Annotated in this window: 24 protein-coding genes and 1 pseudogene; 16 read left to right on the top strand and 9 right to left on the bottom strand. The window is 33.6% G+C overall.

The features are described from left to right. Position 1 precedes the first annotated feature (1 nt). The 4 genes from ACTYBU_RS09655 to rlmH all read left to right on the top strand — a co-directional run bounded on the left by ACTYBU_RS09655 (position 2) and on the right by rlmH (position 3283). Complete coding sequence (locus tag ACTYBU_RS09655; RefSeq protein ID WP_445489219.1) at positions 2-790, top strand: MBL fold metallo-hydrolase; 789 nt, start codon at positions 2-4, stop codon at positions 788-790. 180 nt (positions 791-970) lie between these two features. Beyond that, entirely contained in the window at positions 971-2176 is a 1206-nt protein-coding gene (locus ACTYBU_RS09650) for a S1C family serine protease (RefSeq protein ID WP_445489217.1), read from the top strand. A gap of 385 nt (positions 2177-2561) precedes the next feature. Next, entirely contained in the window at positions 2562-2723 is a 162-nt protein-coding gene (locus ACTYBU_RS09645; RefSeq protein ID WP_445489216.1) for a CxxH/CxxC protein, read from the top strand. Between the two features lie 80 nt (positions 2724-2803). Further along, positions 2804-3283: a 23S rRNA (pseudouridine(1915)-N(3))-methyltransferase RlmH gene (gene rlmH / locus ACTYBU_RS09640; protein WP_445489214.1), complete on the top strand. Its 480-nt coding sequence runs from the start codon at positions 2804-2806 to the stop codon at positions 3281-3283. Here the strand turns inward: rlmH and ACTYBU_RS09635 are convergent. After that, on the bottom strand, positions 3255-4820 hold the full coding sequence (locus ACTYBU_RS09635; RefSeq protein ID WP_445489213.1) for a recombinase family protein: 1566 nt from the start codon (positions 4818-4820) through the stop codon (positions 3255-3257). The genes rlmH and ACTYBU_RS09635 overlap by 29 nt on opposite strands. A gap of 5 nt (positions 4821-4825) precedes the next feature. Then, complete coding sequence (locus ACTYBU_RS09630; protein ID WP_445489212.1) at positions 4826-5422, bottom strand: helix-turn-helix domain-containing protein; 597 nt, start codon at positions 5420-5422, stop codon at positions 4826-4828. A gap of 142 nt (positions 5423-5564) precedes the next feature. On the opposite strand from ACTYBU_RS09630, the gene ACTYBU_RS09625 reads away from it, so the two are divergent. The 5 genes from ACTYBU_RS09625 (at position 5565) to ACTYBU_RS09605 (ending at position 9582) form a co-directional block, all read left to right on the top strand. After that, a complete protein-coding gene (locus tag ACTYBU_RS09625; RefSeq protein ID WP_445489210.1) occupies positions 5565-5699 on the top strand; it encodes a hypothetical protein in 135 nt (44 codons plus the stop codon). A 65-nt stretch (positions 5700-5764) separates the two neighbouring features. After that, positions 5765-6685 (top strand): hypothetical protein, encoded by a 921-nt coding sequence (locus ACTYBU_RS09620; protein WP_445489209.1) that lies wholly within the window; start codon positions 5765-5767, stop codon positions 6683-6685. Between the two features lie 431 nt (positions 6686-7116). Continuing rightward, positions 7117-7653 (top strand): RNA polymerase sigma factor, encoded by a 537-nt coding sequence (locus ACTYBU_RS09615; RefSeq protein WP_445489207.1) that lies wholly within the window; start codon positions 7117-7119, stop codon positions 7651-7653. Further along, positions 7628-8716: a DUF4030 domain-containing protein gene (locus ACTYBU_RS09610; RefSeq protein ID WP_445489205.1), complete on the top strand. Its 1089-nt coding sequence runs from the start codon at positions 7628-7630 to the stop codon at positions 8714-8716. Before ACTYBU_RS09615 ends, ACTYBU_RS09610 begins: the two co-directional genes overlap by 26 nt. A 239-nt stretch (positions 8717-8955) precedes the next feature. Next, on the top strand, positions 8956-9582 hold the full coding sequence (locus ACTYBU_RS09605) for a recombinase family protein (protein ID WP_445489204.1): 627 nt from the start codon (positions 8956-8958) through the stop codon (positions 9580-9582). 552 nt (positions 9583-10134) lie between these two features. Here the strand turns inward: ACTYBU_RS09605 and ACTYBU_RS09600 are convergent. The 3 genes and pseudogenes from ACTYBU_RS09600 to ACTYBU_RS09590 all read right to left on the bottom strand — a co-directional run. Beyond that, on the bottom strand, positions 10135-10275 hold the full coding sequence (locus tag ACTYBU_RS09600; protein ID WP_445489203.1) for a DUF5348 domain-containing protein: 141 nt from the start codon (positions 10273-10275) through the stop codon (positions 10135-10137). After that, the gene (locus tag ACTYBU_RS09595) at positions 10272-11072 is read right to left on the bottom strand and encodes an ExeA family protein (protein WP_445489287.1); all 801 of its coding nucleotides are present in this window, start codon (positions 11070-11072) and stop codon (positions 10272-10274) included. Before ACTYBU_RS09595 ends, ACTYBU_RS09600 begins: the two co-directional genes overlap by 4 nt. Further along, positions 11065-11634 (bottom strand): annotated as a pseudogene (locus ACTYBU_RS09590) (Mu transposase C-terminal domain-containing protein); the annotation flags it as partial. The pseudogene ACTYBU_RS09590 and the gene ACTYBU_RS09595, both read right to left, overlap by 8 nt. Before the next feature lie 470 nt (positions 11635-12104). Between ACTYBU_RS09590 and ACTYBU_RS09585 the strand changes: the two are divergent. Next, the gene (locus ACTYBU_RS09585; RefSeq protein ID WP_445489201.1) at positions 12105-12236 is read left to right on the top strand and encodes a hypothetical protein; all 132 of its coding nucleotides are present in this window, start codon (positions 12105-12107) and stop codon (positions 12234-12236) included. Positions 12237-12521: 285 nt separating this feature from the next. Here ACTYBU_RS09585 and ACTYBU_RS09580 read toward each other — a convergent pair whose 3' ends face one another. The 4 genes from ACTYBU_RS09580 to ACTYBU_RS09565 form a co-directional block, all read right to left on the bottom strand. After that, positions 12522-13370 (bottom strand): MurR/RpiR family transcriptional regulator, encoded by an 849-nt coding sequence (locus ACTYBU_RS09580; protein WP_445489200.1) that lies wholly within the window; start codon positions 13368-13370, stop codon positions 12522-12524. Between the two features lie 117 nt (positions 13371-13487). Next, positions 13488-14171, bottom strand: a complete 684-nt coding sequence (locus ACTYBU_RS09575; protein ID WP_445489198.1) for a GntR family transcriptional regulator — start codon at positions 14169-14171, stop codon at positions 13488-13490. A gap of 257 nt (positions 14172-14428) precedes the next feature. Next, entirely contained in the window at positions 14429-15700 is a 1272-nt protein-coding gene (gene eno, locus ACTYBU_RS09570) for a phosphopyruvate hydratase (protein ID WP_445489196.1), read from the bottom strand. A gap of 2 nt (positions 15701-15702) precedes the next feature. Continuing rightward, entirely contained in the window at positions 15703-17109 is a 1407-nt protein-coding gene (locus ACTYBU_RS09565) for a glycerate kinase type-2 family protein (RefSeq protein ID WP_445489194.1), read from the bottom strand. A gap of 330 nt (positions 17110-17439) precedes the next feature. Here ACTYBU_RS09565 and ACTYBU_RS09560 point away from each other — a divergent pair, with 330 nt between their 5' ends. The 6 genes from ACTYBU_RS09560 to ACTYBU_RS09535 all read left to right on the top strand — a co-directional run bounded on the left by ACTYBU_RS09560 (position 17440) and on the right by ACTYBU_RS09535 (position 22515). After that, the gene (locus ACTYBU_RS09560; RefSeq protein ID WP_445489193.1) at positions 17440-18570 is read left to right on the top strand and encodes a tyramine oxidase subunit B; all 1131 of its coding nucleotides are present in this window, start codon (positions 17440-17442) and stop codon (positions 18568-18570) included. Positions 18571-18661: 91 nt separating this feature from the next. Continuing rightward, complete coding sequence (locus tag ACTYBU_RS09555; protein ID WP_445489191.1) at positions 18662-19441, top strand: transporter substrate-binding domain-containing protein; 780 nt, start codon at positions 18662-18664, stop codon at positions 19439-19441. 19 nt (positions 19442-19460) lie between these two features. Continuing rightward, positions 19461-20111 (top strand): amino acid ABC transporter permease, encoded by a 651-nt coding sequence (locus ACTYBU_RS09550; RefSeq protein ID WP_445489189.1) that lies wholly within the window; start codon positions 19461-19463, stop codon positions 20109-20111. After that, positions 20108-20830, top strand: coding sequence for an amino acid ABC transporter ATP-binding protein (locus tag ACTYBU_RS09545; RefSeq protein WP_445489187.1), 723 nt, complete (start codon positions 20108-20110; stop codon positions 20828-20830). The genes ACTYBU_RS09550 and ACTYBU_RS09545 overlap by 4 nt, the downstream gene beginning before the upstream one ends. 975 nt (positions 20831-21805) lie before the next feature. Continuing rightward, positions 21806-22288, top strand: coding sequence for a DUF2975 domain-containing protein (locus ACTYBU_RS09540; protein WP_445489185.1), 483 nt, complete (start codon positions 21806-21808; stop codon positions 22286-22288). 11 nt (positions 22289-22299) lie between these two features. Next, the gene (locus ACTYBU_RS09535) at positions 22300-22515 is read left to right on the top strand and encodes a helix-turn-helix domain-containing protein (RefSeq protein WP_017153334.1); all 216 of its coding nucleotides are present in this window, start codon (positions 22300-22302) and stop codon (positions 22513-22515) included. Positions 22516-22544: the final 29 nt, after the last annotated feature.

The following is a 22544-nucleotide window of genomic DNA, read 5'->3' as shown; positions in this document are numbered from 1 at the left end:
AATGCATTTTAGTGTTCTCGCTAGTGGGAGTACGGGAAATGCAATTTATGTGGAAAGTGGGGAATATTCATTTTTAGTCGATGCTGGATTAAGCGGCAAGCAAATGGAGCTATTATTTCAGCAAATTGACCGGAAAATGGATAAGTTAACAGGACTTTTAGTAACCCATGAGCACAGCGACCATATTAAAGGGGTTGGAATTGTTGCTCGTAAATATAAATTGCCTATATACGCAAATGAAAAAACCTGGGAAGCCATGAATCCTTTAATCGGAGAAATTCCGTTGGAACAGAAATTCCATTTCGATATGGAAACCGTAAAATCATTTGGAGATCTTTCTATTGAATCATTTGGTGTATCGCATGATGCTGCAGAGCCGATGTTTTATATTTTTCATGAAGGAGAAAAAAAACTTGTCCTTGTAACAGATACAGGATATGTGAGCGACCGGATGAAAGGCATCATCCGAAATGCGGATTCCTATGTATTTGAAAGCAATCACGATGTACAAATGCTGCGAATGGGAAGATACCCATGGAATATTAAAAGACGGATATTAAGCGATGTTGGACATGTATCCAATGAAGATGCGGCCATCGCCATGAGCGAAGTAATCGGCGATCGGACAAAACGCATTTATTTAGCTCATCTTAGCCAAGATAACAATATAAAAGATTTGGCAAGAATGTCTGTGTCACAGACATTGGAAGGAAAGGGAATTGTCCTTCATGATGGGCTGTCCTTATATGATACAGACCCGAAAATTCCAACGATATTGACCGCTATTTAAGTTTAATAACACATCAACCGAGACGATTGGATAGCATCCTTTCGTCTTTTATTATTGAAAAAGGGAGACATGCTATATTCCTGTTTATTTTTAATAAAAAAAGGAAAAATAGTAAAGAACTTATTCCGTTGAAAGGACATACTAGGAGATAAGATAGTTAGACAGAAAGGAATGATGTGAATGCCATTTAGTGATTACGATGATGACAATCGAAGGGAAAAACCAGTAAAACGCAGGGGCGGCTATTTCTTTACCGGACTGATTGGCGCCATTATAGGAGCACTGCTTGTACTTTTATTAATTCCTACATTATCAGCTTACGGCATCCTTCCATATGGGGAGGATAAAGTAGATGATACCATTACAACTACTGAAAATGGAACAAAAAATGTTTCCTTAGATGTGGATACAGATGTTACAAAGGCGGTGGAAAAATCAGCTGGTGCAGTAGTCGGCATCAGTAATTTACAGTCATCAAACTTTTGGGAAGATACAAGTGCACAAGAAGCAGGGACAGGATCGGGAGTCATTTATAAAAAAAGCGGCGAAAAAGCTTTTATTGTGACAAACAACCATGTAGTCGAGGGTGCTTCAGAGTTGGAAGTAACATTGGCAGATGGGAAAAAAATAAGTGCAAAGCTTGTTGGGAGCGATGTATGGACAGATCTAGCGGTTGTTGAAGTAAGTGCAAAAGAGGTCAGCAATACAGCAGAATTTGGCGATTCTGACGCGTTAAAAACAGGCGAACCCGTTATTGCAATCGGCAATCCTCTTGGCATTACGTTCTCCGGTTCTGTTACACAAGGAATTGTGTCAGGATTGCAGCGAACCATTCCTGTAGATATTAATCAAGATGGTGTAGAGGATTGGCAGTCAGAGGTTATTCAAACGGATGCAGCCATTAACCCAGGAAACAGCGGCGGTGCACTTGTTAATATAGCAGGACAGCTTATCGGCATTAATAGCATGAAAATTGCCCAATCCTCCGTAGAAGGCATTGGACTTGCCATTCCCATTAATTCGGCAGAACCAATCATCTCGGATTTAGAGCAATATGGGGAAGTAAAAAGACCATATATGGGAGTAGAACTTCAATCCGTCAGTGATATTCCAGGCTATTATCAAAAAGAAGCATTAAAGCTGCCGGATGATGTGACTACTGGAATAGCAATTAAAGATGTAACCCGTAATTCCCCTGCACAAAAAGCCGGCTTAAAGGAATTAGACGTTATTGTAGAGTTGGACGGACAAAAAATGGGCGACTTAATTGATTTGCGCAAGCATCTTTATGAAAAGAAAAAAATTGGTGACACATTAACAATTAAATATTATCGTGAAGGAAAGCTGCAAACGACAGAATTAAAGCTTACGGAAGATAAGATGTAATGTTGAACCAGGAAGGAAAATCGCCTTCCTGGTTTTTTCGGTTTTATCCCACTCTTAACGGGCAGTAAAACCCCAACCTCGGGGATGCTGAGGAATCGAAGAAGCTAGGTGGGGGATAACTTCCCGTAAAGGTCCGATAAGTTCAACTAACCATCAGTGGGGGATGAAGACCCCACTGATGGTTAGTTGAACTTTATAATAATTTTTAAAAAAGTATGAAACGGGAATACTGGCGATTATATAAGAATTTTTTCATGGAATAGTTGAAGTTTTTATCTAGAATGATAAGATGAAGTGTGGATAAGTGGAATAATAGAAGAAAATAACGTTATCCACAGAATAAATAGAAAAATGAAAACATTGCCATGAAAAAAGGAGCAGAAAAATGATTTATAGTTGTGAAGAACATATAGATATAGCAATAGATACAGTCGTAAATGAGCATGAAACATTTCCGATTCTAGAGAAAATTCCAGAGGATAAAAAGTTATCAACAACCTGTGAATATTGTAAAAATACTGCAATATATATGGTGGCAAACAAGTGATCGCCCACTATATGTGGATTAAAAATGTGGATATGTGGATAAGTTTTGTGGATATGTTGTTCGTAAAGTGAGGAATACATGTGAATATCTCAATAATAACTGTTGGAAAGTTAAAAGAGAAATATTTAAAACAAGGAATAGAGGAATACACGAAACGGCTTTCAAGCTATTCTAAAATAGAAATTATCGAGGTTCCTGACGAAAAAGCACCAGAGATTTTAAGTGATGCCGAAATGGAACAAGTGAAGAAAAAAGAGGGTGAAAGAATCCTAGCAAAAGTTGCACTGGATGCTCATGTCATCGCCCTAGCCATCGAAGGAAAACAAAAATCCTCCGAAGAGCTGGCAGATACATTGGACAAACTCGCTACATACGGAAAAAGCAAAATAGCCTTTATAATTGGCGGATCCCTCGGACTAAGCGACGAAGTGCTAAACCGGGCAAATGATAAACTTTCTTTTAGCAAAATGACCTTTCCGCATCAGTTGATGAGGTTGATATTGGTGGAGCAGGTGTATCGGGCGTTTCGGATTAATCGGGGGGAACCGTATCATAAGTAAGCACATAGTTTGTTGAAGAAGAAACATCAAAGAATAATTCAATATCTTTGATGTTTCTTTTACTAGGGGAATTACCTTTATTGACAGTAATCTTATTAATAATGGAGTGTAGGAAATCCTTTTGTTGTTCTGGGGGTAGAGTAGGTAATATTTTAGAAAATGCACTTAACACATTAGAAACTTGCTCAAAGGAGATTTCCTTAATTGTAGGTTTATTTAGTTCAAATTCTAAATATTTCTTCTGCTCTAATAGTTCATTTTGTTTTATCTCTAGTTCTTCCAATCTTTTTAATATGACCTTTGGAAAGGAATCTTTTGTTTCAATGATAGTCATTAATTTTTGAATACTCTTTTCATTATCACGAATTGATTTGTTTATGTAATTTAGGTTGTTTTGTATTGGCTCTTTATGACTTTTGATTTCTTTATTAACTCTCCCTACAATTTCTTTTAATACAGAGGGTTTAGATGTTAGTTCTTCAATTTTTTTAAAAACATATTCTTCGGCAATATCAGCATTTACTAAATGCGATTTACATACACTGCTACCCTTATAATGGAAATTTCCACATTGATAATAACGAATGTATTCATTACCATTCTTGTTTTTCTTGGATTTGTGTCCTATCATTCCCTGTCCACAATATTGGCATCTTAACAATGTTGTTAATGGGAAAGTACCAGTAAATGTTTTAGCAGGTTTATGTGATTTCTGAATTAATATGGATTTAGTTTTTTCCCAAATATCTTCGCTAATAATAGGTTTATGTTCACCTTTAACAATGACAGGGGTTTTATTTGTTCCTTTTCTTCTTTTTTCATTCCAATTCTCAACTTGATTAAATCGGATAAATCCAGCGTAACAAGGATTAGTAATAATTGTTCTTACAGAATTTATTGAGAATGCTTTATTACGTTTTGTTTTGTAACCTTCGTGATTTAATGTATTTGCAATTGCTTTATACCCTTTGCCACTTATATATAAATCAAAGATATATCTAACAAGGTTAGCTTCTTCTTCAATAATTATCAATTCTTTATCTTTAGAAGCATAACCTAGCATACTTCCCCCATTCCATTTTCCTTCTTTGGCTCTTTGGGTCATACCTAATTTTACATTGTCTACAATTGTGTTTCTTTCTAGTTCGGCAACTGCCCCCATCATTTGTAAAGCAAATTTCCCCATTGGGGTTTCTGTTTCAAAATTTTCGCTATAAGAGCGAAATATAACATTATTTTTATGTAATTCTTCAACAATCTTTAATAAGTCGATTGTATTTCGTGCTAAGCGTGATATTTTCCAAACAATAACTTCGTTAAATTTCCCCTTTTTGGCATCCTCTAATAGTCTTTTTAGTCCATTTCTTCCATTAATTGATTTACCACTAATACCTTTATCAATATATTCTTCAACGATTGTTTTCCCTAACATTTCACAATGATTTCTTAAAGTATTAAGTTGTGCTTCAATAGAATAACCGTTTTCTGCTTGGTCTTCTGTAGAAACTCGTACATATAATGCTACTTTTGTTTTCATATGTATCATTCCTCCTCAAATGAATTAATTATTTTTTCCGTCATTAGCTTTTTGCAATCTTTCATTGTATTCGAGAAAATTAATTGCATTTCCATATAATTGAATTTAGAAAAGTCGTTTTCAAAAAGTGTAAAAAGTAAATCGGCTTTTTCTTCGCTTTTCAGTAGTTCTATAAGATTGCTAAGAATCATGTCTGCTCTTGAATTATCATAACGCCCAAGCGTTTCTAAATGATTATCAACTAATTGTAAAAATAATTTCCTTTTCCTTTCAATTTGCTCAAATTTTTTACTGTAATAACCAGAATTGATTTTCCATGACAGTTCTTTATCTAGTTTTACAGCTAATTCTAATTCAGCTTGCTTTTCCTCCTTTGACTGTATTCCATAAAAATTTAACATTCTTTCGGCATTTTCCTTATTTAAACCTAGTTCTAACAATATCTGTAAACATGTATCATATGAAGGATTTTTAATTAATTCCCGTTCCAATTGAGATACATAAGTTACTGCTTTCCCTACTTTTTGTGATAATTCTTTCGATGGAATACCAACATGTTTTCTTAGCTTTTTCAATTCTTGCCCAAAGCTAGTTTCATTCATTTTTTTCTCACTCCTTTAATGATGTAATTGAATTGTAGCATATAGGTAGCATATAAGTCAAGTATAAAAGTAGCATACTATTGAAAATATGCTACTAATATGCTACAATGTGTTTACAAGTTACAAAAGGGGGTGTTACCAAATGAAAAAGGAAACAAATTTTGAGTTGTTTTTAGATAAGCTTTCAACCATTGTTTTAGACTTACTTCCTAAGAGTGAATCAGTTAAACAAAGTGAAACAAAAGAAAAGCCGGTAAAAGAAATTGAGGTAGCATAAGTAGTATGATTTCTTATAACATACAGAAAACTTTATTGAATTTAAGAAAGGAAAGGAGCATCTACTTGTTTGATACAGTAAGAATGAGGTTAGCAGATATACATATTGAGAAAGAAACATTTAGAAACATAGGTAATGTAAAAACAACCACATATTATGATAGTGAAACAGGCGTATTGAATGACCGATACATATTGAAACATGAAGAATTTCCATACATAGTTTATTACTCCAATACCAAAAGCTTAATAATCCAACTATCTATTCCCAAATTTCTATATGGAGAAAATATTAGTGTAATTAATAAAGGTGACATAAAGTCTTTTTGGGAAAGGTTTGAGCAGAGATTAAAGGTATTATTAGGAATTGTTGTGGAAAGGTCAAAATGGATTGTACAAAGAGTTGACGTTTGTTGGAACTTTAAAGTAGGAAACAAGGTAAGCGATTACATAAAATATTTAGGTACAAAGAGGTTACCTTACAAAAGTACAAACTGTATTAATCAAAGTGAAACAGTAATTTACAAAAATAAGAGTAGTAGAATTATGTTTTATGATAAACAGAAGGAATGCAAGGTAAATAAACAGCCAGAGGATATTATTTCAAGGGCAGAAGGGGTATTAAGAATGGAAATTAGTCCATCATATAAAAACATACAGGAAATATACTCTGATAGGAAAGCAATTGATGTATTAACCGTTAATTTCTTTAAATTAATTACTCAAAGAGTATTGGAGCAAATTTCTTTTAGTGAATCAAGGTTAAATATCATGAATCTTTCTTATGATTGGTTATTGAATCGGAAGATAAATAGAGTTGAATCAATTATAGGATTTAATGCAATAAGAAATTTTATTGGAGATACAATGACTAAAGAAATATATGGGTCAACCTATTATGCAAGAAAAAAATGGGTTGATGAAATTGGTTTCCTAGAATTTAATCAGTTAAGTGACTTGGTTATTGATTATTGCAGTCTAGAATAAAAGAAAGATTTTATACATAATGGACAAAACATTTAACCACGCAATCCCTATTAAATATTCCACGTATGAAACATAAGAAAATCCTCTTAAATAACATACTTTTGAGGTGTGAACAAATTCAAAACATTATCCTAAAGGTACTAAAGACTTATAGCAACTATTGAAACAATAAGTTTAATCAAACCAAAAAGTCCTCTTTACAAGGGGTTTTTGGTAAAACTAGTGTTTCACTCCCACACTCCTGTTAAATATTTATACCGTGTGATTCCTTTGAAAAACCTGTCAATTGAGATAGTTTTTACGTGCGAAATAATTCTATTGACAGGTGCTATACTTTAAATTGGAGTTTTAAATAAAATTTTTTCAAAATCACAACTTTTAGTTAGCTTATACGTCTAAGTATTGAACTTTCAAGAAAGGAGGAAGAAAATTTGTCGAAGTATAAAAAAGATGAAATCGCAGATTGGTATGACCAACATAGTAAATCTGTGCTTACCTTTATTTTACTTATGGTAAAGGATTATCAGCAAGCGGAGGATTTAACACAGGATACCTTTGTAAAAGCGTATTTATATTATGATTCATTTAAACATCATTCCAGTGAAAAAACATGGCTCTTTAGTATTGCCCACAATCTTACAGTTGATTTTTTAAGGAAGCGGAAACCAGCCATGTTTTTTAAAGAGTTATTTCATTTACAAAAAAAACGCATTCCTTTGCCAGAAGAAATATTTCAGATAAAGGAAGAATCATTTGAACTTTATCAGGCATTGGAAGAACTCAAAGATACATATAGAAAGGTGATAGTATTAAGAAAAATAAAAGGCTTTTCTATAGAGGATACAGCTAAGATACTAGGATGGTCTGAGAGTAAAGTCAAATCGACACTCTTTAGAGCAATCCCTGCTTTGAAAGAACAATTAATAAAGGAGGGAAATTGGGATGAAAAGGCAATACGAAGATACTGAATTTGACTATTCCTTAAAAAAGTTAGATTCTGATTTTTTGTGGAAGACAAAACAAAAACAAGAATTGAAAAATAGAATTTTAATGGGTATAGAAAATCTTGAGATTAATGGGAGTAATAAGAACTTAATCAAATTTAAAAATAACAATAAAAGAAGTCTGACTGGTAGGTTGGTTTATTCTGGAATTGCGTTGGTTCTTTTATTTAGTTTATTTATCGGTTCAGCTTTTGTTTCTCCCGTAATGGCAGAGGTTGTATCAAAGATTCCTTATTTAAATAAAATTTTGAACTCAAAACCTATTACAATAATTATTATTGAAAAATTAAAAAATGAAGGTTATAAAATTGCTGGTATTAGTGGAGGAAAAGAAATAAAAATCGAAGTTGAAGGTTCAAAACAGTATTTTCAAGATGTACAAAAGGGTATTGAAAATATTGCATTACAGGCTTTAAAGGCAAACAAGTATGATGGTTACGCAGTTAAAGTGGTACAAAGTAAACCAAATCGAGAAGAAAAACTAAGTTCAGGAACAAAAAACCTATATGGTGAAGCCACAAAAGTCAATAAGACTTTACAAGATGAATTTGTAAAACGTAACTATCATGATATTGACATCCAAATAGAATTTTTAGATTCTGGGGAATTAAAGATTATAATCGGTTTACCTAATACAGAGAAAAATCCTGATGAAATAAAAGAATTAGCTAGGAATATAATAGCAAAGACTACAAACAAAGATTACAAATTGGAGTTTAAAACATTTAATTTAAAAATAAGGGAGCAAGAGGAAAGATGGGGCGGAATTTTTAATACAATTATTGAAGGATTATACAGTAAAAAGGAATATCATGTAAAAGGCTATTCATACTCAGCGAATCCACAGCCTATGACATTATATATAAAAACCACTATTTCATCGTCTAATCCTGAAAGTAAACAACTTGGAATAAAAATTGAAAATACAATTAAGGAGTTCTTAGAATCAGAAGATGCAAAAAAAATCATCAAAGATGATAAATACAAAATCATTGTCTACAGTAAAGAAAAGCAGAAGATAAATTAAAACATTAAGAGAAAAAGAACTTGGAAACTCTCCAAGTTTTTTTTATTACCGATGAGGAAATCCATCCTAATTAGTTTAAGTTTATAAAGGTATACCTTTAAGGAAATCAAAAACAAGGCGTATTTATAGTTTATAAAGTTTATTTAAATATTTTACAAACGTTTATAAAATATGTTTACCTTTATAAACACATGGGTTATAATAGAATTAACAAATAACCCATAGGAACGGTGAAGAACATGAGTAAAAAGACTTTTGCTTACATAAGGGTATCAAGCAAAGACCAAAATGAAGCAAGACAATTAAAGGAAATCCTAGAATTAGGCATAAATGAACGTGATATATTTATTGATAAGGAAAGTGGAAAAGACTTCAATAGAAGCCAATACAAAGCGTTAAAACAGTGTTTACGTGAAGGGGATTTACTTTATATTAAATCAATTGACCGATTCGGCAGAAACTCTAAAGAGATAAAGAAAGAATGGGAAGACATTACCCAAAGCGTCAAAGCTGATATAAAAGTATTGGATATGCCCTTACTTGATACAACACAATATAAAGACCAATTGGGGTCGTTTGTATCTGACCTTGTTTTACAAGTTTTAGCCTTTGTAAGTGAGCGTGAACGTGACAATATTATCCAACGACAGGCAGAAGGAATTTTAGTAGCAAAGGCACAAGGAAAGCATTTAGGCAGACCACAATTAAACCTAAGCACATTAAATAAGGAACAAAGACAAAAGTTAGAAAGCAACTATCCTAAATGGAAAGGAAAAGAGATAACAGGGGTTGAATTTATGACCTTGTTAGACCTAAAAAAGAACTCTTTTTACAAGATTATTGGAGAATACGAACAAACAATTTAGGCATCCCTCTAGGGGTGTCTTTTTCTTTTTGATATTGTGGGGGTACTTTTCACCAATTACATTGATTAGTATTATGAAATGTGTAATAGCACTTCCACTCCTACAAGTTTACTTAAAATAAAATACCCCACAAATAGTGGGGATATTGGCTAAATTGATATATATACTTTATGTTCAAAATTAACTATGTTCTTTGGTGATATTCGCTGAACCGTATCATAAGTAACAGTAAACTTAAAATCTTGCTATTGGGAAAATAAACAAACGCAAAATAGATTGTGTTAAAGCGGGATTGTATAATATTTTATTTTTAACCAAATTCGACCTTTTAGGTGGAATGGTGTTACTGACGCTCTATAATGACAAGAAATTGATGAAATACTTTGTCCATAATCTGACGGAATTATTGGCCGGAAGAAAGGGGAAGCCCGCAGTTTGCTTTAGCTTCCCCTTATTTTAAATATTAACATTATAGGTTTCGTTTGGTTTTAAATAAAATTTTGTATCATTTCTACCTACGATAATATACCAATCCCTTCCAAGTTCCATACGTCAAGAAAGCTTCCTTCCATCACCGAGGTGAAGATCCAACCAATCGCCACAGCGCACCTTGTAACCTGTATTATCACCCCAGAAGACCACCCAACAATCGAGATCTTCGTTATACTTCATATCTTTCCAGCGGCTCTTCATGACAATTCCCCCTGAATGACATGCTTAATCATATGATCATCAATAATCCGACGGCCATTTTGAGCACCATAAAGGAGGCTTTGTGTACATACTTTATTAATAAGCCTTGGCGTTCCGCCAGAAAACCTATAAATTTCTTCCAAAGCACCATCTGAAAAGATTTGTTGGTCAACTTCTGCATATTCTAGATGTCGTGAGACATAAGCGTCTACTTGTGACCGATCATAGTGACTTAATTTAAACTGAATATCGATTCTTTGACGTATGGCTGCGTATGATTGAAGACGTAGACGATCCCATAATTCACTTTGATCCACAAGGATAAGGGCCATCGGGCTTTGCGCATCCATTTTGAAATTGAGTAAAAATCTAACTTCTTCAAGCATCTCACGATCTAGAAGGTGTGACTCATCAACCACGACCACTGGTTGAATTCCATGAATACCTCTCATTAACTCAATTTCTCGATGAAGCTGTCGTTTGGCATCGCCTCGATAAAATTTCGCTTCCGATCCTAGCTGCTCTAACAATCCTTTATAAAAATGCCGAGGAGTCAACTTTGAATCAGATAAATAAATCACTTGAAATTTTCCCTGATCAAGGCCATCGACAAATTTCCGAATCGTGGTTGTTTTCCCTGTACCGCAATCTTCAGTTAAAACGGCAAATAACTGCCTTTCTGCCGTATACTTTAATCGCCCCAAAACTTCTTGCATTGTAAATGAATCATAAAGCTGAGTAGTAGGAACATTCCTTGTAAAAGGGGTATGTTTCATTCCATAAAAAGCTTCAAACATGCTCGCCATTCTCCTTCCAAACAGCACGGAAAGACACAGCTGGAGCTTGTTCGATATTTCTTTTTTCATGTTTTTGTTCAGCTGCTTTTAGTAGTCTAGAAGAATTAGCTTCATGTGCTTGGAGGTGTGAGGGCAATGTTGGTCTTTTTCCGGCTCTTTCTCCGATTACAAGCTTTTTGGCTTTCCATGGAGAATATCCCTCATATTCAATTGTTAGCTCCTCTAAACCCGCAGGATCATATATAACATCAACCTGGCGTCCCATAAATGAAAGACCGACTTCATATTTCTGATCCATAAAACTGATGCATCCCGACTTATCTACTTTTCTTGTTTCACAATGCAAGAAGGCATTCGCTAGTTTATCCGGATCAATAAAACGAAGTGCTTTTTTATCGCTTCGAAAAGCAGTTTCAGGGCTCATGTTCTCCCCAAGTCCAGAGTGTGTTTTATTTTGATAGCACTCAGATAGCCATACCTGGAAAAGCTCATTCAACCGATCCAAGGAATTAGGCTTTTCGAGGGCCACTTCTCCTAAGAAAGAGGAAATAAAAGGGGAAAATAGATAATAGTATTAGTAAAGGTGAATCAAATTATGAAAAGCATATAAAAAAATAGATGAGGATAATCCAATTCTCACACTTGTAATATCGGGTGAACAAGTTTCAGGAAAATCTGTTAAAGAATTTTATATAAAGGTAATGACACTCCTAAAAAGTATGGGTGTACAGTATCAAGGTGAGATTCCTTTTGCAACAGGATATAGTAGATATTTAGTAAATTACGAGAACGTACATAAAGATGGGAGAGAATTTATATCACCAATTAAGTTTGACAATCTATTTATAGAAACACATAAAAGTAAAATTGGAGCATAAAAGGATATGATGAAATTTCTAGAAAACCTAGGAATAAGTGTAGAGTAATTTGGTATCTATGTATTTGATAATTCAAAATTGAGCCAACTCGATCACATTAATCATGAGACACACCATTTCCAGATAAAGTGCGTCTTGAAATGGTGTGATAGGTATGAATCGTAGTACCATGGCGCTTCGGCTTTCGAGCAAAATCGTTCCTCTGCAAGGTGCACTTCTTGTAGCTGAAGTTATGATCAATTGGAGTTTGATGAAAAACTATTATAATAAATGTTTAAGCTACTAATATAAGAATTTTCCTCCTGAAAAGTACAGTAAATTAAAATTGTTATGATTAGAGTCAGGCTTAAAAAGGTCAAAACAGGTAATTGAACAATTTTCTAAGCCGCTTTTCTTACCATTGAGATGGACTCAATCTAGTCGGGAATCTCCTTTATTAACTGGAGTAATATGCTCAACCTTAGCCAAAGTTTTTCAACAAGCTAAATATAGGAGATAGGGATTTAGAAAACGCGGTTCTTCAAACTCTATTTCCAAATCGACTCCATAGAAATGCTAACTTAAATTACAACTAAATTAAACCAAGATAATAACCGTGTGAAAGCAGTGTTTCCGTTTCTCCCAAAACTTCCATTGCTTCTTCATAATTATTTTGCAGTACAGATGTTACAATATAGTTAATTAAACATATTGGTGCAGAAAATGAGTTTTTAAATGTGACATCCGATACTGCACAGGGGATTATTATATCGCCATACCCTTTAACAATGGCATTGTTAAAGCTCGTAAAAAGAATAATTTTTACTCCTTTTTCCTTTAACCAAGAAATTAAGGTAGACGATGTTTTTGAGTAGCGAGGAAATAAAAAAACAATACATACATCCCCTTTTTTAGCACCAGAGACTTCTTCAGGAAACATCATTCCAGATGACTGGACAAGACGAATATTCTTTTTAATCTGCCCTAATCGTGATGTCATATAGTATGCGAGTGAAAAAGAACTCCTCATTCCAATTACGTAGACATTGTTGGCATCAGATATTAAATCAATAGTCTTTCTTAAATCTTCCTCTGATTGAGCACTGAGCGTTTTGTTTATATTATTTAGCTCGTTTTCAAATATACTCTTTAATAGTGTATCGCTTGGCATATTCACCATGTCAGTTACTCTATGAGGCAAACTATCTTTATTTTTAATTGTATTTTGTATATCTTTTTGCATTTCAGAATAGCCCTTGTATTCGAGTGTTCTAGCAAACCGGATAATGGTTGTGGTACTTACTTCTATTTTGGCTGCTAAATCCTCTAATGTATCAAAGGCGACATTTTCGAGATGGTCTATTATGTAACTTGCTACCTTTTTCTGAGAATGAGTAAACGAATCAAATTTTTGGTTGATTAACTCAATAACATCTGTCATATATTGTTTTCCTCCCTGTTTTATCCATCATCTGCATCTCTACAAGTTAAAAAGCTAAGTAAATAATCTTTTATCATAATTCATGGCCCCATACAAAGATAAGAGCTAATAAATACATTAGTTTATCCCTTCTTCTATGAGTGTTTTTACTAACAATACAGTTCTATTCCAATGTTGTTTCATTAAAAGAGAGGAAGAATAAGCATCTTTACGCTCAAGTGCATTTATTATTTCTTCATGTTCTCGGAAAGATTCTTTTAAGTCTGGTGTGTGTTCAAAAAATAAATACTCTAATCTATAAGTGTGGTCCATTAATGTATCGCAGAATTCAATAATATAGGCATTATTTGATAAATTTATTAAATGTTTGTGAAAGTCAAGATCCTTCTGTAAGATGCTATCTGTATCTTTTCTATCTATTGCTTCATGAAAATGATTATTTATTTCTTTTAATTTATCCAAGTCGGTGCCGGTTATATTTTCAATTCCGGATGTTAGTGCCAAGCATTGTAATGATATCAAAGGCAGATAGATTTCGTTGATATTGTTAACATCTATTTCTGTTACTCTAGTAGATTTACCTGGAGAAGATTTAATTAGTTTTTTGGTTTCTAATAGTTGAAATGCTTCTCTAACAGGTGTTCTGCTTACTGAAAAATACTTGGCAATTTCCTTATCGTCTAGTTTTTCTAAAGGTTTTAGTTGACCTTTCAAAATCCATTTTTTTAATGTTTTAAAGATTTTTATTTTTGTCGATGATTTATCGTACTTATTTTCACTTTTATTTTTCGGTACTGGCATAGTATATCTCTCCCGATTTAGTCAGTAAAGAAATTTTGTATTGATTCTATAATAGTATAAACTTTTTTTTATGAAAATAATTGATATTTGTTCCAGAAAATAGAACGAAATAAAATGTAAGGTTATAAATATAGAACCGATGCTATCGGAGCATTTTATAACTTTAGAATAAAAAAACTATCTCATAAGTAGTGGCACACTGCTTATGAGAAGGTTCTTAATAAATGTAATTAACTTTCATATTATAAAAACTATTTTTATATGAATTTTACTAATTTTGATATATCGAATAATTTACAACCGGGGTTAGTACTGTATGCACGCATTAAATAGTTTAATTTATCAATTCTTTCTCCAGAACGTGGGGCGCCGTTTTTTATGAATCCTACTTGTAATCCAACTGCAAGATCCATACAAACATCGCCAATTACACCACCAGATCTACCTGATGGTACAGCAAACATATTATGTTCCTTTGCATAATGATACGTATCCAGCGCTTCTGTTAAAGTACCCACTTGATTTGGTTTTAAGATAAATCCATCAACTGCTTGAGTTTGAAAAGCATATTCTAATTTCTGCTTATTTGTTACAATCAGATCATCACCTAAAATGATCGTTCTATCTAGCACCTCGGTAGCTTTTGAAAATGCTTCCCAATCGTTTTCATCAAATAAATCTTCAATAAATACAAAATTAAATTTTTCTGTTAATTTTTTTATATAAGACAATAGTACAACTGATGTAACTCTTTTTCCTTTTAGCAAGTAAGTATTTGTATCTTTATCGTACATTTCACTTGATGCACAATCTAAAGCAAAGGCTATTTTATCTTGATAACCGCAGTTGTTGATTGCTTCTTGTATTAAAGTAAGGATTACTTCTGGATCATCTGATGGAGCTGCATATCCATAAGAACTTGCAATAGCAGGTTTTTTTCCTAAGAATTGTGTTAACACCTTTTCTAATTCTTGGAATGTGTTTACAGCCATCTCTACAGCCTCATCTATTGTACTTGCCTTATACGGCATGATAATAAATTCATTAAAAGGCTGTACAAAGTTTTCATATTTACCGCCATTTATTACGTTAAAACTTGGAATAGGAACGGTTGTGATATTATTTTGAGCAATGTATTGGTATAGTTCGACCCCTTTTACTTTTGCAGCAGCACTCATACATGCGATTGATACAGAGTAAATAGCATTGCCTCCTAGAACTCTCTTATCTTCAGTACCATCAAGCTCTATCATTTTGTTGTCAATTGCTCTTTGGTCAAAAACATCCATCCCAATTAGCTCCGGAGCAATAATATTTTTAATATTTGAAATCGCTTTATGTACACTTAATCCGTGATATTCATTTGGATTATTATCCCTTAAAACGAAAGCTTCGTACATTCCAACAGATGAGCCTGTTGGAGCACTTCCTCGACCTACACATCCATTTTCTGTTATTACATCAACTTCAATCATTGGTCTACATTTACAATCTATTAATTGTCTCGCTAATATTTGTTTTATTTTCATTCTTATTTCCCCTCTTTTTTTGGAATATACATAATATTGAAATCACAAAGGTTTGTACCTGTGTTTCCAGTGAACACTTCATCACCAATTGCTGATAAAGCTTCATAAGTACCATGAGTCTTTAAAGCCGAGTAAATATCTACACCTTCTTTTGCAGCTCTTTCTAAACTAGTTGAATCTGTAATACCTCCAGCAACAGGAGTTGTACCATCGGTTCCTTCCGAATCGATTGAAAGCATACAAGCTCCTTGGACATTTGGGATAGAAATTGCAAAACTTGCTGTAAGTTCTTGAGAAGGTCCACCATGTCCGTTAATCAAAGAGTTATCCAATATTTTTGTTGTTGTTTCACCAGAACTTAAAATGATGCAAGGCGCTTTTATTGGATTCCCGTATTCTTGTACCTCTTTAGCGATGCTTGCAAATAAAGTTCCTGCATCTTTGCTTTCTCCTTCCAAAAAGGAAGTTAAAATAATGGTGTTTATTCCCATTTTCTCAGCAATTTCTTTTGCATAAATGCAAGAATCTGGGAGGGTGTTTATTAAAAAGTAAGTATTTTCAGGAAATTCTTTTGGTGTTTCTTTATCTGGTCCAGCATTCATTAAATAATCCACCACACTTTGAGGAATGCGGTCTTGTACATCATATTTTTTAATAACATTTCTTGCGTCTTCAAGCGTAGTTTTATCAGGACCAATTGGCGTACTTGCATAATTTTTATAAGGAATGCCTATATCTCCTGTAGGTGGATTTCCTACTGCATCGCTTATTCCAAAACCAATTAATTCTGCCCCTTTTTCTTGAATGCGTTTTGCTAGCATACCGCCGTTCATTTGGGAAATATGACGCCTTATTGCATTAACTTCATAAATTCCAGCCCCTGATTTTAGTATCACATCTGTAGTGACTATTTCGTCCTCGAGTGATATACCGTTAACCGGACAGCTCATTAATGCAGAACTTCCGCCGCTCATAACAGCGATAAACAAATCCTCTGAAGTAGCGTTGTCAACAAGTTCTAATATTTTTTTGCAAGCATCGAACCCAGCTTGGTTAGGTAAAGGATGGCCGCCGACATAAACATCTGTTTTGTTATAGATGTCGTTTTCTTCTAAGATCTTTACAATGATTATTCCTTTTGTAAGCTTTTCACCAAGAATTTCATCTATTGCTTTTGCCATTGCATTACATGCTTTTCCTGCACCAATAAGGTAAACATTCCTTTTTTTTGATAAATCCCAGCTTCTCTCCCCTATATGGAGGGTATTTCCATCCAAGCTAGTTATACTTTTGATCCTTTCATATGAATCTAATTTCTCTAGTGTTTTATTTGTAATATCTAAAATGATTTTTCGCGATAGTTGATCACCTGTAGAAATGAGGGAGTTGTAATTTTTTATCTTTTCCATGACATGCCTCCATATGAATTATTTAATACAAAATGAATTTTATTAATACAAGTAATATATCGTGATATATTTCTGTAGTCAATAAATAATAGGAATTTCAGTTTTTGATGTAAGGTTTATTTGTATTTTCAGAAGAAAAAAGGGGTGTTGCACACGAATAATCGTATTTAATAGGTGAAAATCCCCTTTTTGTTGCATTTTATACAAAGTCATGTTAGAAATTATAACATTTAATAAATATATTATTGACACTTAAATGCCATGATGATATTCTTTTTGTAGAAAATAATACATTTATTAAAAAGAAGTGCTAGGGAAGGAGTGTTCGATTTGTCTAAAAAGACTGAATTTTTATACCTTTCTGAACAGGATGTGATTGATGCTGGTGTATTAGATACGGTAAAGAATGTTGAAAATGCAGAAGAAGTTTTTGCTTTATTAAGCAAGGGAGATTACTTAATGGGAGGAAGCAACCATAACAGTCATGGAATAGGAATTGTTTTTCCAAAGGAAACTCCATTTCCGAACATGCCGGTTGCAGGACCAGATAGAAGGTTTGTAGCAATGCCTGCTTATTTAGGAGGAAGATTCAATGTATGTGGGAATAAATGGTACGGTTCGAATGCGGAAAATAAATACAAGGATCTGCCTAGATCTGTATTAACTTTAATGTTAAATGACAAAGACACAGGTGAACCGTTAAGTTTGATGTCTGCGAATCTTATCAGTGCCTGCAGAACAGGAGCGGTTCCTGCTGTAGCAACGAAGTATTTAGCTAATGAAGATGCTGAAGTATGTACAGTTATAGGATGCGGTCCAATCAATAAATTCTGTTTTCAATCTATTGTGACGCAGGCTCCTAATCTTAAAAAAGTTATTTTCTTTGACCGAACATTAGAAAAAGCACAGAGATTTGCAGATTGGTCAAAGGAGGAATTCGGAATAGAGGGAGTTGCTAGTGCTTCGCTTGAAAAGGCAGTTAGTGAAGGAGATATTATTTCGATAGCGGTTTCTAGAACAGCACCCCTTTATTTTAAAGATGAATGGGTTAAAAAAGGGGCCATTGTTCTTTTATCAGGTCCTGCACAATCAGATAGCTCTTTCTGGAGCAACAGTAAAATTATATATGATAATGTAAAGCTTCACGAAGCATATGTAGAAGAGGCAGAATCATCAGGAGATAAACAAGCATATTACAATGGGGTAATTGGCGGACCTATATACAAAATGATAGATGAGGGGAAAATACAGCCTATAGAGCAGTCAACTAGTATAGGGGATATTATTCGAAATGAAAAAGAAGGCAGAGTAAATAAAGAAGAGCGCATCGTATTTATTGCTTGTGGAATGGCCGTATTTGATGTTGCTTTAGGATACGATTTATACCAAAGAGCTTTAGAAAAAGGTATTGGACAAAAATTGCTGCTATGGGATTCTGCTTATCAAGCTATTAATAATTAATTTTTTTAAGTTAAACGGCTGTGTTTAATAATCTAACAACTATATTATACAGAAGGGATTAGAACTCCCTACTGTATTAGGAGGAAATTTTGTGAAGAAGAAAATGACAATTAGTGTTCTTTTACTGTGTATGTTGATGAGTCTTTTTGTAGGTTGTTCAAAGGAAAGTGGTACTTCTGAAGATAGTGGTAAAAAAGAGAAATATTTAATTGCTATGGATATGAATATGGCGCCATTTGAATTTAAACAAGACGGCAAATGGGTAGGGATAGATGTAGAGTTATTAGCAGCTATTGCAAAAGTGGAAAATTTCGATTATGAAACAAAACATATGAACTTTAATGGAATTATTCCTGCACTGCAAGCAAATCAAGTAGATGGCTCTATAGCAGCAATGTTTATTAAAGAGGAAAGAAAGAAAACATTAGATTTTTCTGATGGATATTTCGAATCAGGAGTTGGGGCATTTACGAAAGAAGATAATAAGGAAATTAACGGTGAAGATGATTTCAACAAAAAAGTGGTAGCTGTTAAAAAAGGTGAATCAGGAGCAGCTTACGCGGAAGAAAATAAAGAAAAATATAATTTAGAAATTCATTATTTTGATGATGCAACAGCAGTATTTCAAGAAGTGACAAATAGAGGAGCAGATTTTGGACTTCTTGATTACCCAGTAGTGGCATATCGTATGACTTTGGATAAAAATTCAGGTTTTAAATTGCTTGATACATTGCAGACAGCAGATTACGGTTTTGCGGTGAAAAAGGGAGAAAATCAAGAGTTATTGAAAAAGTTTAATGATGGATTAAAAAAACTTAAAGAGAATGGAGAATACGATAAAATTGTCAAAAAATATATCAATGTAAACTAAGAAAAGATAGGTGAGTTAGTTGGAATTCTTAAAACTATTCGAAGACAGTCTACCTGCCCTTTTAGCTGGGGTGGGAATGACAGTAAGGATTATTAGTGTCGGAATTGTTATTGCCATTATTATCGGCCTACTAATTGGGATGATTAATGTCGGCAACAATAAATTTTTAAAGATTTTTGCTAGAGTCTATATTGATGTAGTAAGGGGAACACCACTATTAGTGCAAGTTTTCTTCATATACTTTGGGTTGCCGAGTGTCTTTGATTTTAAACTAGATGCAGTGTTGGCAGGTACTATAGCAATTGGTGTTAACGCTAGTGCGTATATGGCAGAAATATTTAGAGCTGGAATTCTTTCTATTGACAATGGGCAGCTGGAGGCAGCAAGAAGTTTGGGACTCACTTATGGAGAAGCAATGAGAAAAGTAATTCTCCCGCAGGCTGTAAAAAGAATGGTGCCGCCTTTAGTAAATCAATCAATCATTTCGCTAAAAGATACATCCATCCTTTCATCAATAGGTCTAATCGAGCTTACTTCTAGTGGACAAATTATTATCGCATCAACTTTTCAAGCTTTTCAAGTATGGATTATGGTAGGAATTTTATATTTTGTAATAATAGAGTTATTGACTCTCTTAGCATCTAAATTAGAGAGGAGATTGGCACATTGATAGAAGTGAAAGAACTAAAAAAATCCTATGGTACAAATGAAGTTCTTAAAGATATTAATATCACCATTAATAAAAACGAAGTAGTTTGTATTATTGGTCCATCTGGCTCAGGAAAAAGTACATTATTACGATGTTTAAACAAATTAGAGATAGTATCTGGCGGCTCAATTGCGGTAGAAAGTCAATCGATCACAGATAAAGATGTTGATATAAATAAAGTAAGACAGAATATTGGGATGGTTTTCCAATCATTTAATTTATTTCCTCATCTAAGTGTTTTAAAAAATATCACGATGGCGCCCATTCTTATTAAAAAGATGGGCAAAAAAGAAGCGGAAGAGTTGGCGTTTAATCTACTCGATAAAGTGGGACTAAAGAACAAGGCGCATATGTATCCAGATAGCCTTTCAGGTGGTCAGAAACAGCGGGTGGCAATTGCAAGGTCTCTTGCGATGCAGCCTAATATTATGCTTTTTGATGAACCTACATCTGCTTTAGATCCTGAAATGGTTGGGGAAGTACTAAGCGTAATGAAAGATTTAGGTAAAGAGGGCATGACGATGGTAGTGGTAACTCACGAAATGGGCTTTGCGCGTGAGGTATCGGATAGAGTCGTTTTTATGGAAAATGGATATGTAGTAGAAGAGGGAAACCCTGATACTATTTTTACTAATCCTAAACACAAACGAACTAAAGCTTTTCTTGAAAAAGTTTTATAAACAAATATCTGAATTTTCTCTTATCATTGGTGGTATTATTTCTTAAACTTCGAATAGAAGCATTATTATTGTTGCTCGTAAATTTAAGTAATATCATAGAAAACGATATAAGTTGGTGAAGACAACAATGGATAAGAGAAAAATCTTGATGACTCCTGGTATTCATTCAGTTGACATTTGTAAATTACTAGTTAAATCGATGCTATGTATACTTCATATACAGAACCACTAACAGATTATTGATGCGATCGATCAGAAAACAATATATAGCTGGCAATGGAAGCTATTAAAGCCAATTGGAGAGAATAGTTTAGAACGCATTCGGCTAAATGACAAGACTGTTAACTCCGATATTATGAAAGTGCAAAAAAACATCCCCTGTTTTTATAATTTTATAAACAGGGGAATTCTTAATTGTGTTGTTTTTTAACAAACAGTATGTCAGAGATAAAACTATTATGGTTGCAATCATTTTCCATTACAAATAAAACACCCTCTTACTTCCCAAGCGTAAAATTGGTACTTTTGTAAAGTCCTGTACTTATATTGGAAAAGACCACTTATTCTAAATATAGAGTAAAATCTATACCAAAACACATACGAAATCCTATTAATAAAAGGGCGGGGTTTAAAGTATAAACCTCGCCTTCTACAATAATTTTACCACTACAAATTCCCTTACATTTCTGCTTCATATAGTGATACAAAAGTTTTTGTTGGAACCGGTGAAAGCTGACTATGCATTATGTGTTAAAATAAACAGAAAGATTGTGAAGGTTTGCACTTAAAGTAAGGGCAGGTTAGCTGTACAAGTTATAAATTTAAAAGAGCATTTCTTTGAATGAGGAATGCTTTTTATTTTTGCTTAAAACAAAAAATACAACAAAAATGTTATTTGAATTAACAAAATTTTATTGTAAAACGATAAAACATATATTAAAATCAAAATCAGAATAAATAAGTGAGGTGCTTTTTATGGAAAAAGTAACAACGTTGTTTTTAAAAATAGCTGTTATTCTTTTAGGACTCCCAGTTCTTGCTCTGTGCATCTTTTTGGTGCCTGAGATGGCGAAGCTTGCAGTAAAATTGCTTCCAGAGTTTGCTTTTATAAAATATCTCGTTTTCATTGCTTTTGATGCATCGGCGATACCTTTTTACTTTGCTTTGTATCAGGCTTTCAAACTCTTACGCTATATTGACAAAAATAAAGCTTTCTCCGATTTATCTGTAAAAGCTTTAAAGAAAATCAAATACTGTGCCATCACAATCAGTATTTTGCATGTGCTGGTTTGGCCGCTCTTCTATATCTTTGCGGAAGTAGACGACGCACCAGGAGTTATCTTTGTCGGATTGGTTGTTCCTTTTGCTTCGATGGTTATCGCAGTCTTTGCGGCTGTTCTCCAAAAACTTTTACAAGAAGCAATTACTATCAAATCAGAAAATGAGTTAACGGTCTGAGGTGAATAACAATGGCAATTATAATCAATATTGATGTGATGTTAGCAAAAAGGAAAATGAGCGTAACAGAACTTTCGGAGAAGGTTGGAATAACAATGGCGAACCTTTCTATATTGAAAAATGGAAAGGCAAAAGCGATTCGATTATCCACTTTAGAGGCAATTTGTAAGGCTTTAGAATGTCAGCCTGGAGATATTTTAGAATACAAAAGTGACGAAGACAGTTAAACATATTGAGGAAACTTAATAATTATTAT

This window comes from Niallia sp. 03133 (assembly GCF_052663225.1).
The sequence above is the reverse complement of the archived record's forward strand: the minus strand, read 5'-3'. Positions and strand labels throughout refer to the sequence as shown.

Bases quoted from the DNA above. Each gene is read 5' to 3' on its own strand.
- ACTYBU_RS09610 (WP_445489205.1), top strand. From the start codon at position 7,628: ATGAAAAGGCAATACGAAGATACTGAATTTGACTATTCCTTAAAAAAG.
- ACTYBU_RS09585 (WP_445489201.1), top strand. From the start codon at position 12,105: ATGAATCGTAGTACCATGGCGCTTCGGCTTTCGAGCAAAATCGTTCCT.
- ACTYBU_RS09645 (WP_445489216.1), top strand. From the start codon at position 2,562: ATGATTTATAGTTGTGAAGAACATATAGATATAGCAATAGATACAGTC.
- ACTYBU_RS09635 (WP_445489213.1), bottom strand. From the start codon at position 4,820: ATGAAAACAAAAGTAGCATTATATGTACGAGTTTCTACAGAAGACCAA.
- eno (WP_445489196.1), bottom strand. From the start codon at position 15,700: ATGAAAATAAAACAAATATTAGCGAGACAATTAATAGATTGTAAATGT.
- ACTYBU_RS09595 (WP_445489287.1), bottom strand. From the start codon at position 11,072: ATGTTTGAAGCTTTTTATGGAATGAAACATACCCCTTTTACAAGGAAT.
- ACTYBU_RS09605 (WP_445489204.1), top strand. From the start codon at position 8,956: ATGAGTAAAAAGACTTTTGCTTACATAAGGGTATCAAGCAAAGACCAA.
- ACTYBU_RS09650 (WP_445489217.1), top strand. From the start codon at position 971: ATGCCATTTAGTGATTACGATGATGACAATCGAAGGGAAAAACCAGTA.
- ACTYBU_RS09535 (WP_017153334.1), top strand. From the start codon at position 22,300: ATGGCAATTATAATCAATATTGATGTGATGTTAGCAAAAAGGAAAATG.
- ACTYBU_RS09580 (WP_445489200.1), bottom strand. From the start codon at position 13,370: ATGACAGATGTTATTGAGTTAATCAACCAAAAATTTGATTCGTTTACT.
- ACTYBU_RS09575 (WP_445489198.1), bottom strand. From the start codon at position 14,171: ATGCCAGTACCGAAAAATAAAAGTGAAAATAAGTACGATAAATCATCG.
- ACTYBU_RS09630 (WP_445489212.1), bottom strand. From the start codon at position 5,422: ATGAATGAAACTAGCTTTGGGCAAGAATTGAAAAAGCTAAGAAAACAT.
- ACTYBU_RS09625 (WP_445489210.1), top strand. From the start codon at position 5,565: ATGAAAAAGGAAACAAATTTTGAGTTGTTTTTAGATAAGCTTTCAACC.
- ACTYBU_RS09600 (WP_445489203.1), bottom strand. From the start codon at position 10,275: ATGAAGAGCCGCTGGAAAGATATGAAGTATAACGAAGATCTCGATTGT.
- ACTYBU_RS09655 (WP_445489219.1), top strand. From the start codon at position 2: ATGCATTTTAGTGTTCTCGCTAGTGGGAGTACGGGAAATGCAATTTAT.
- ACTYBU_RS09540 (WP_445489185.1), top strand. From the start codon at position 21,806: ATGGAAAAAGTAACAACGTTGTTTTTAAAAATAGCTGTTATTCTTTTA.
- ACTYBU_RS09565 (WP_445489194.1), bottom strand. From the start codon at position 17,109: ATGGAAAAGATAAAAAATTACAACTCCCTCATTTCTACAGGTGATCAA.